7 protein-coding genes and 1 riboswitch are annotated in these 9636 nt (G+C 68.8%); of the genes, 2 read left to right on the forward strand and 5 right to left on the reverse strand.

Annotated elements, in window-relative coordinates; genetic code table 11:
- Positions 1-45 precede the first annotated feature (45 nt).
- From ACXN5W_RS29880 to ACXN5W_RS29895, 4 genes are all read right to left on the reverse strand, one after another.
- Positions 46-1494 (reverse strand): glycoside hydrolase family 10 protein, encoded by a 1449-nt coding sequence (locus ACXN5W_RS29880; RefSeq protein ID WP_473161730.1) that lies wholly within the window; start codon positions 1492-1494, stop codon positions 46-48.
- Positions 1495-1685: 191 nt separating this feature from the next.
- Positions 1686-2114: an ATP-binding protein gene (locus ACXN5W_RS29885; RefSeq protein WP_473161731.1), complete on the reverse strand. Its 429-nt coding sequence runs from the start codon at positions 2112-2114 to the stop codon at positions 1686-1688.
- A 113-nt stretch (positions 2115-2227) separates the two neighbouring features.
- Complete coding sequence (locus tag ACXN5W_RS29890; RefSeq protein ID WP_473161732.1) at positions 2228-2422, reverse strand: DUF397 domain-containing protein; 195 nt, start codon at positions 2420-2422, stop codon at positions 2228-2230.
- Positions 2415-3290: a helix-turn-helix domain-containing protein gene (locus ACXN5W_RS29895; RefSeq protein WP_473161733.1), complete on the reverse strand. Its 876-nt coding sequence runs from the start codon at positions 3288-3290 to the stop codon at positions 2415-2417. Before ACXN5W_RS29895 ends, ACXN5W_RS29890 begins: the two co-directional genes overlap by 8 nt.
- A 198-nt stretch (positions 3291-3488) precedes the next feature.
- Here ACXN5W_RS29895 and ACXN5W_RS29900 point away from each other — a divergent pair, with 198 nt between their 5' ends.
- Complete coding sequence (locus ACXN5W_RS29900; protein WP_473161734.1) at positions 3489-4181, forward strand: hypothetical protein; 693 nt, start codon at positions 3489-3491, stop codon at positions 4179-4181.
- Here ACXN5W_RS29900 and ACXN5W_RS29905 read toward each other — a convergent pair.
- Entirely contained in the window at positions 4170-5222 is a 1053-nt protein-coding gene (locus tag ACXN5W_RS29905; RefSeq protein WP_473161735.1) for a coiled-coil domain-containing protein, read from the reverse strand. The genes ACXN5W_RS29900 and ACXN5W_RS29905 overlap by 12 nt on opposite strands.
- Positions 5223-5228: 6 nt before the next feature.
- Positions 5229-5364: riboswitch (cyclic di-AMP (ydaO/yuaA leader) on the reverse strand.
- Positions 5365-5714: 350 nt separating this feature from the next.
- Between ACXN5W_RS29905 and ACXN5W_RS29910 the strand changes: the two genes are divergently transcribed.
- On the forward strand, positions 5715-9518 hold the full coding sequence (locus ACXN5W_RS29910; protein WP_473161736.1) for a DUF7507 domain-containing protein: 3804 nt from the start codon (positions 5715-5717) through the stop codon (positions 9516-9518).
- Positions 9519-9636: the final 118 nt, after the last annotated feature.

The following is a 9636-nucleotide window of genomic DNA, read 5'->3' on the forward strand; positions in this document are numbered from 1 at the left end:
CTCTCTTTCGCCCTCCCCCTCGTCCCCACCTCGCCCCCGACTCAATCAACCGGCGCAGGACTGCACCGAGCCAGGGCCGGTACCGGTGCCCTGGAAGCCGAATTCGGTCGCCTGTCCGGCTGCCACCGTGCCGTTGTAGCTGACGTTGGTGAACCGTACGGCACCGCTGGTGCCACTGTTCGTGGCGCTCCAGGCGTTGGTCACGGACGCCCCGGACGGCAGGTCGACCGTCACGTTCCAGCCGTTCAGCCCGGAGGATCCGGCGGTGACCCGCACGTTGGCCACGAAGCCGCCGTTCCACTGGTTCAGCGTCACCGTCGCGGTGCAGGCGGCGCCGTCCGGCGGGTTGCTGGTGGGCGGCGCGCTGGTCGGCGGGTTGCTGGTCGGCGGTGCGCTGGTGGGCGGCGCGCTCGTCGGCGGGTTGCTGGTCGGCGGCGCCGTGGTCGGGACCGGCGTGCCGCTGTTCAGCGCATCCAGCACCGCGTTGTACGCCGGCTTCTTGTTGCCGTTGGCGTCGAACAGCAGCGGATTCTGCGAGGAACGCCACGAGTCGGAGTCCCGGATGCCCCACACGGTGATGCCGTTGCAGCGGGCCACGGCGAGGCAGTCGGTGACCACGTTGCGGTACCAGGTGGAGTTCGCCTGCTCGATGTCCAGCTCGGTGATCTGCACGTCGACCCCGAGCGCCGCGAAGTTCGACAGCGTGGTGCGGTAGTTGCTCGGGTACGGCGAGTTGCTGTTGAGGTGCGACTGGAAGCCGACACAGTCGATCGGGACACCACGGGACTTGAAGTCCTGCACCATGCGGTAGACGGCCTGCGTCTTCGCCTGGTTCCAGTCGTCCGTGTTGTAGTCGTTGTAGCAGAGCTTGGCGCCGGGGTCGGCGGCCCGCGCGGTACGGAAGGCCACCTCGATCCAGTCGTTCCCGGTGCGCTGCAGGTTGGAGTCGCGCCGGGCGCCGCTGCTGCCGTCGGCGAACGCCTCGTTCACCACGTCCCAGGAGAAGATCTTGCCCTTGTAGTGACCGGCCACATTGGTGATGTGGTTGATCATCGCGTTGCGCAGCGCGGTGCCGGACATGTTCTGGGCCCAACCGGGCTCCTGGGCGTACCAGGCCAGGGCGTGGCCGCGCATCCGCTGGCCGTGCGACAGGGCATGGTTGACGATCTGGTCGGCGCTGGAATAGTTGAACTGGTTCTGGTTGGGCTCGGTGGCGTCCCACTTCATCTCGTTCTCGGGCGTGATCATGTTGAACTCACGGTCGAGAATCGTGGTGTACGCCGACTGGGACAGCTTGTACGCCGCCACCGCCGTGCCGAAGTAGCGGCCCTTCTCGGCCGCCGCGCTGCCCAGCGTGGTGCCGGCGCTGGCCGAGCCGGCCATGGTCAGCACCAGCCCGGCGGCGAGCGCGCCGGCGGTCCCGGCCAGCACGGCCGCGCGGGTGCCTCGACGGGCTCCCATCGGCCGGTGGTCGGGTAGCGGATCGGTTCTCATCTGGCTTTACCTTCCGGGCTCGCGGCAGAGCGGATCTGGCCTACGACTCGCCCGTGCTCGACGAGCGTCGATGAATATTACCGATAAACTTTCGGAAACATCAAGGACGTCTATGGGCGAAGATCCTGCCGCACACGCGGATATGGCTTCGAAAGTTTCGATCCCGCCCCCGGTCCGGACGCTCGGGCCCCTCAGGTGCGCGGGAAGGAGGCCCAGATGTGCTTGGTGTCCTCGGTGGCGTACCAGCCCACCTCCAGGGAGAACGCGCGGGCAAGCTGAAGGCCGCGACCACCGGAGCCGAGCGGCCGGGTGTCCGAGAGCTCCGGCATGGACCGCAGGTCGCGGTCGGCCACGTCGAGTACGAAATGGTCGTCATGGCAGAGCAGTCGCACGGTCGTCGGGGGCAGCCCGTGGCGTAGCGCGTTGGTGGCCAGTTCGGTGGCGACCAGCACGACCCGTTCGGGGACCTCGTCCAGGGCCTCGCCCGCCAACAGGGCGTGGCCGGTCAACGCCTCGTGCAGGGAAGCGCGCAACCCACTCAGTTCGGTTGGCGAGTCCAGTACCCATCGGCGCAGCTCAACGGCCTCTGGCAGCGGCGGTGATGTACGCAGCGGTCCCATCGCCCCGGATTACCCAGCGCGGGCTTTCGTCATCCCTGCGGGGGCGACCTTGGGGGTCAAAAAACGAACCCCCGATCCCTGCGATGCGGACCGGGGGTTTCGTCGTGGTGCGGTCAGTGCTGCCGGGGCAGGTCCCTGACGAACTTCGTCCATGCGACCGGGGCGAACGCCAGGGCCGGCCCGGTCGGGTCCTTGGAGTCCCGCACCCCCACGATGCCGGGAAGGTTGCCGGCGACCTCAACGCAGTTGCCCTGACTGCCGCTGCGGCTGCTCTTGCGCCAGCGCGCGCCAGCGGGAAGGTCACTCATGGTTGCCACTCTCCTTGATTTCGGCCAGCAGGCGTGCTGATTCGTCGGCGTCCAGAGCGTAGCCTTCCAACATTTCCCACGCCTCGGCATATGCCGCCACTTCTTCCGGCTTGTCCAGGTACAGCGCTCCGGTCAATGACTCGCTGTACACAGTGGTCGGCTCGGCCGGCCGGGTGCCGAGGCGGGGAAAGTCGAGAATCACGAATCCTCCGGCTAACGAGGCATGATGCGGGACGGTTACGAGCGGAACCACTCGAATCCGTACGCTGGGTCGATCGACGGCCCGGAGCAGGTGGTCGAGCTGTTCCGGCATTCCCGGCGACCGGCGGCGTAGCGCCGCCTCGTCGAGGATCACGTCAAGCCTCGGTGGTCTCGGCCTGGTTCTGGTCAAGAGTTGCTGGCGTTCGAGCCGAAGGGCAACGGCTTGTGCGACCGCGTCCTCAGCGATTCCCGGCTTGCTGCCGATGACGGTGGCGGCGTACTCCTGTGTTTGCAGCAATCCGGGGATGAGGGCCGGTTCGTACTGCCGGAGCTGGCTTGCGGCGGCCTCAAGGCCGACGTACAGCTCGAACCATTTCGGTACGGCGTCGCCGTACGCCTGCCACCAGCCTCGGGCCTTGGTCTCCCGGGCGAGGCTGGTCAGCGCCTCGGTCAGGTCCGCGGGCACCCCGTAGAGCTGGCACATCAGTTTCACGTCGTGGGAGCGCAGGGATGTGGAGCCGGCCTCGATCCGGTACATCCGGGCCCGGGACCATTCGAGTTCCTTGGCCGCCGCTTCGATGGCGACACCGGCCTCTTCCCGAGCCTGTTTCAGGTATCGGCCGAGCTGTCGCCGGGGCACGCTCGACCCGGCATCCGTTTGTGTCACGTCTCGCCCCTCACGTTCTCGTTGTGCCGTTTGAGACAGCTCTACCGTTCCGCGCGAGTCAGTGTCAATACCGGACTGAAATTCTCGATCAGATCCGTTGCAACCCTGGACTGGGACCGGTAGACCTCGAGGTAGCCGGTGTCAGGAGCGCCGCCAGCAGGGCGTGCTCCGGGCGCCGGGCAAGCGGAGGTGGCGGCGGTGGAAGACGGCCCCCTGGTCGAGGTCGGCCAGTTGATCGACGTGGGCGAGTCGGATTGGTTGTCCGGACACGGTCGCCTCCGGATGCGGGTCACCGAGGTGGCGGACACCGGTGGTGTCGACCCCCGGTCGATGGAGTGGATCGTGCTGGCCGGCGTTCCGGTGGCCGCCGGGGGCGTCCACGGCGGGCCCGTCCGGGTGCTGGTACGGGTTGCCGCGCTCGCGGGCCGGCCGACACCCCCAGCCATCCGCCGGCCGGTGTCGGCCGTCCGGCACCCGATCATCGTGCGGCACAATCCGATAGCACCGCTGTGGATCTGCCGGGACTGTGCGTTCCCGTGGCCCTGTCGCCCCGCCCGCGCGGACCTGCGGAGCCTCTACGTCGACGACCCGGTGGGGCTGTCGATGTTCATGGCCGAGTGCCTGCACACGGCCATCGCCGATCTGTTCGAAGCCTGCTCCGGGGCACCGTCGGTAACCCCGGCCGAGCTGTTCGACCGGTTCGTCGGCTGGACCCGCCGGCAGCCGGACGGTCCGGCCGCCGGCCAACGCCGGCAGCCGGTCGGCCCGGCCACCGACCAGCCGGTCGGCCCGGCCACCGGTCGACCGGCGCGGCCGGATGGTCCGGTCACCCGTCGCCAGCGGCAGCCGCCAGGACTGGACCGGCGGCAGCCGCGAGAATCAGAGCAGTGACATGTGTACGTGGTCGGTATGGTCCGACGGTCCGCTGTACGACTTCCACCCCGTCGCCGGGAACCAGATCTGCTTGTACCAGATGACGTAGTAGATGCCGAGCCGGTCGGCGTTGCGGATCAGGAACGCCGCGAGGTTGTTGCCGTACAGGATCTGGTCCTTGTTCTGCGCGTGGACGAAGCCGCTCCTGATCAGTGACCAGTCGCAGGCCCGGCCCTTGGGGTGCTCGAACGGTCCGCCATTGCGGTGGCAGCCCGCGAACCGGTTGAACCCGGCCTTGCGGGTCTCCTTGTAGGCGTTCAGGGTCCGGGCCGTGACGCAGCCGCTCGTCGTCGGGTCCTTCTTGTTGCAGGACTCGCGCGGCCAACTGCCGTCGGCGGCCCGGGGGGCGGCCTTCGCCACCGGCGAGGTGGCGGAGACGAAGCCCTTGCCGATCTGCCGGTTGCCACCCAGCAGGTCCAGCGACTTGTCGACGTTCTCCTTCTGCTTCGCCATGACGGCGGTGAGCCGCTTCTCCTCCTGGACCTCCTCGTCCAGGGCGGCCTGGGCCGCGCGGGCCCGGTCGCGGGCGGCGTTCAGTTCGGCGATCTTGCCGTCGTTGACCTGGTTGATCTCGTTGAGGCCGGTGGCCCGGGCCAGGAAGTCGTCCGGCGAGGAACTGTCCAGCAGCATCGCCGCCTGGCCGGCGGGCCCGACCCGGTAGGCCGAGACGGCGATCCGGCCGATGTCCGGGGCCAGCCGGTCCCGGGCCTCGTCGGCACGGCGCGCCTCGTCGGCGAGTTCCCGCTGCCGCTTCAACGTCTTGTCGAGCTTGGCCTTCGCCGTCACGTAGTTGCGGTTGGCCGTCTCCAGGGCCTCACTGAGCAGCCGGTCATCCCCGTCGCCGGTGTGACCGGACGGGCTCTCCTCGTCGGGACCCTGTCCGGTTGAGGAGGGATTCGGAGTGCCGGGGGCGGCGATGGCGGGTCCGGGACCGACCGCGACGACCAGCGTCGCCACCGCCGCGATCACCGAACTCCACCACATCGGTCGCAGTGCCAATCCGCTCTGTCCTTCCGTGACCGCCGGCCGGGTTAGCTGCCGGGCTCGGGACGGAAGCTGCCCCTACCGCGTCCGACGCGGATTAGCCCCAGTTACCTGGTTCCCCGACTCACCCGGATGGGTGATTAGGCGGCGCCACCGCAGGCGCCACGCGCGCCTATCGGCGATGACCGGGCGTGAGGTTACCTCACGGTGATGGACGGGGGCCACCGTCGCGTCGCTGTGTAGCTGATCCATCACACAGGTGTCCAAGCTGGAGGCTTGAGCGCGCGTCCGCCGGATCGACGACAGAACATATTCGTCGGTTACTCAAGGTGATGAAGGGGCCATTCGGGCCGGTACGGGGGCCGGCTCGACCCGGGTGGCGGGGTGGTCGTCGAAGGTTGGCGGGGCGGTCGCGGGAGTTCGATGGAAGAATCGGATTTCAGGTACTTATCTCCTGATTTCCCCCAAATGGTTATGCTCCGCCACAAACAAGTCATCGGGGGAAAAATGAGCAGGTCAGTCAGGTGGGCAGGCCGGTGGCGGCGTGTCGCCGCAGTCGCGGCCCTCTCGGCACTCGTCGCGACGATCCCCGCCGTTCCGTCATGGGCCGCGGACGACACGGATCCGGCACCAACCGTCACGGCGGCGGCGATCGGACCGGTCAACCCGGTCGCGCCGGCACTGAGCTTCGGCGTGATGACCGAGGGCAACGCCAACGTGGTCCACGACGAGAACGAGGGCACCATGGCCGTGGGAGGTGATCTCTCCTTCGGCAACTACCAGCTCGCCAACAACACCGCCGGCTCGTTCGTGGTCCCCGGCGACAGCCAGCCGTCGGCGCTGGTGGTGGGGGGACGGGTCAACTTCGCCGCCAGCGTCCCCGGCACCCGCCTCCAGGTGCTCTCCCAGGGCTACGCCAAGATCGGCAACCTCACCGGCACCTTCGTCCGGGACACCGACAACAACGGTGCCGCGGTGAACACCCGCATCCTGCCGACCAACGACTACGAGGCTCATCCCCGGGTCGAACTGACGATCCGGCAGCCGCCCGCGAATGTCGGCCCCACCTCGCCGATCAACTTCGCCGCCGCCTTCGAGTCCTTCCGGACCACCTCGACCGGGCTCTCCGGTTGCGAGAACACCGTGGTGCTCCGTACGCCCAACGGAGCTGTGCTGCCCCGGCCGATCCCGCCGGGTAGCAACGCCGTGGTCACGCTGACCAGCGGCGTCACGAACGTGCTGAACCTCAGTGCCACGGACCTGAACAACATCGACACCCTGACCTTCGCCGACCAGCCCACGGCGAACACCCCGCTGCTGATCAATGTCGACACCAGCGGGGTGGGGAACGTCTTCGCGTGGAACGCGCCGAACTTCTCCGGCATCGGCGGCCAGCAGGCGCGGTACGTACTGATCAACTTCCCGACCGCCACCCAGCTCACCCTCACCGCCGGGGCCCGGACCGTCGACGGCAGCATCTACGCGCCCAACGCCGACCTGATCGACCTGTCCGCCAGCAACACCGAGGGCAGCATCATCACCCGGACCCTCGACCACGAGGGCGGGGAGATCCACTACTTCCCGTTCAGCACCACCCTGTCCTGCGGCAGCCCCACCGAGGCCAGCATCGACCTGGTGAAGTCGTCGACCACCTCGCTGATCAGCGCCGTCGGTCAGCAGGTGCCGTACTCGTTCCACGTGGTCAACACCGGTGGCGTCCGGCTGACCGACATAGCCGTCAGCGACACCCAGACCCCGCCGTCGTCGGACGCGGACCTCGGCCCGATCACCTGCCCGGTGACCGCGCTCGACCCCGGGGAATCAACCGTCTGCACGGCGACGTACACGGTGACGCAGGCGGATCTGGACAACGGTGGGGTTTCGGACACCGCGACGGCCCAGGGCACCCCGACCGGGAGCACCACGCCGGTCAGCTCCGAACCGTCCGACCTGACCATTCCGGCCGAGGTGCTGACCCCGGCGATCTCGGTGCTCAAGTCCTCCACCAGCGGCACCATCACCACCGTCGGTCAGCAGGTGCAGTACCGGTTCCAGGTCACCAACACCGGTGGGCTGACCCTGACCGGCGTCAACGTCACCGACGCGCAGACCCCGCCGTCGTCGGACTCGGATCTGGGTCCGATCACCTGCCCGGTGACCACGCTGGCGCCGGGGGCGTCGACGACCTGTACGGCCACGTACACGGTGAGCCAGGCGGACCTGGACAACGGCGGGGTTTCCGACACCGCGATCGCGCATGGCACCCCGCCGGGGACTACCACTCCGGTGGACTCGGCGCCGTCGTTGTTGACCATCCCGGCGACGCCGCTGAGCGCGGAGATCACCGTGGTGAAGTCGTCGACGACGACCACGATCACGGTCGCCGGTCAGCAGGTGCCGTACTCGTTCCACGTGGTGAACACCGGCGGCTTGACGCTGTCGGGCGTGAACGTGACGGATGTGCAGACCCCGCCGTCGTCGGACGCGAATCTGGGTCCGATCACCTGCCCGGTGACCACGCTGGCGCCGGGGGCGTCGACGACGTGTACGGCCACGTACACGGTGAGCCAGGCGGACCTGGACATCGGTGAGGTTTCCGACACCGCGATCGCGCATGGCACCCCGCCGGGGACTACCACTCCGGTGGACTCGGCGCCGTCGTTGTTGACCATCCCGGCGACGCCGCTGAGCGCGGAGATCACCGTGGTGAAGTCGTCGACGACGACCACGATCACGGTCGCCGGTCAGCAGGTGCCATACCGGTTCGTGGTGGTCAACACCGGCGGGGTCACGCTGTCGAGCATCGCCGTGACGGATGTGCAGACGCCGCCGTCGTCGGACTCGGATCTGGGTCCGATCACCTGCCCGGTCACAACCTTGGCGCCCGGGGTGTCCACGACGTGTACGGCGACGTACACGGTGAGCCAGGCGGACATCGATCACGGATCGCTCGACGACACGGCGACCGCGCACGGCACTCCGCCGGAGGGCCCGCCGATCGACTCCGACCCGGCCGGGCTGACCATCCCCGCCGGTGAACCGAGGACCGGGATCGACGTGACGAAATCTTCCACCACGGTGGCCATCACCATGCCGGGGCAGCAGGTGCCGTACACGTACCGGGTGGTCAACACCGGGGGCGTCACCCTGACCGGGGTCACGGTCAACGACACCCTGCTGCCCCCCGCCAGCCGACTGTTGTTGACACTGATCACCTGCGGGCCGAACAACGTACCGAACGGTTCCGTAACGCTGGCGCCGGGCGAGTCCATCGAGTGTCGAGCCACGTACACGGTCTCGGAGGTCGACTTCAGGCAGGATTCGCTGATCGACGTGGCGACCGCGACCGGTACCCCGCCCAGCGGGCCGCCGCCGGTTTCCGGACCGTCGGACGTGGACATCCCGATCCTGCACCCGTCGATCGGGCTCACCAAGTCGGTCGACCCGGACGTGGTGTCCGAGCCGGGCGAGGTCGTCACCTACCGGTACGTCGTCACGAACACCGGTGACACCGTGCTGACCGACGTGACGGTCGAGGAGACCAGCTTCTCCGGCACCGGAACCCCCTCGGCGATCACCTGCGGCAGCACCTCGCTGGCGCCGGGGGAGGACACGACCTGCACCGCGACGTACGCCGTGACCAGGGCCGACATCAAGGCCGGGACGATCACCAACACGGCCGTCGCGATCGGTACCCCGCCCACCGTGCCCGGTCAGGAACCGCCGTCACCCGTACGGTCGGACCCGGCCTCGGCCACCGTGACCGTGACCCGGGCGACCATCGCCGTGGAGAAGTCCGCTGAGCCGGCTGAGGCGCACAGGGTGGGCCAGCGGATCCGGTACCGGTTCGTGGTCACCAACACCGGTTCGGTCACCCTGACCGGGGTCACCGTGACCGACACCCTGGTCCCGCCGGCGAGCCCGGAGAACCTGGGACCGATCACCTGCGGGCCGGAGCACACGCCGAACGGCTCGGTCACGCTCGCCCCGGGCGAGAGCACCACCTGTGAGGCGGTCTACACGGTCTCGCCGGCCGACGCGCACGGGCGGTGCATCAAGGACCGGGCGACCGCGACCGGAACGACGCCGTCGGGCGCCGAGCCGGTCTCCCGGGAGTCCACGCTGTGTGTCCCCGTCAAGATCAAACATGGGCCCAAGCCGGGGCCCTGGCCCCCGCACTGGCCCGGGCACGGCAAACTGCCGGTGACCGGTAGCTCGGTCCTGGTCCCGCTGGTCGGGGGCGGTGGCCTGGTGCTGCTGTCGGGCATCGTGCTGATGCTGGTGAGCCGGCGCCGCCGTACCGACGGCTGAGCGGACCGGCACGGGGGGGGGGGGGGGGGGGGAAACAGAGCAAACCACACCCACAGCGAGCAGGCTTGACATGTTCCTCCCCCGCAAGTGGGGAGAAAGAGGGTTTTCCTCTCCCCCC

This window comes from Plantactinospora sp. A48 (genome assembly GCF_055793945.1).

Excerpts from the sequence above, each read along its gene's own strand:
- ACXN5W_RS29880 (WP_473161730.1), bottom strand. The coding sequence starts at position 1,494 with ATGAGAACCGATCCGCTACCCGACCACCGGCCGATGGGAGCCCGTCGA.
- ACXN5W_RS29885 (WP_473161731.1), bottom strand. The coding sequence starts at position 2,114 with ATGGGACCGCTGCGTACATCACCGCCGCTGCCAGAGGCCGTTGAGCTG.
- ACXN5W_RS29890 (WP_473161732.1), bottom strand. The coding sequence starts at position 2,422 with ATGAGTGACCTTCCCGCTGGCGCGCGCTGGCGCAAGAGCAGCCGCAGC.
- ACXN5W_RS29910 (WP_473161736.1), top strand. The coding sequence starts at position 5,715 with ATGAGCAGGTCAGTCAGGTGGGCAGGCCGGTGGCGGCGTGTCGCCGCA.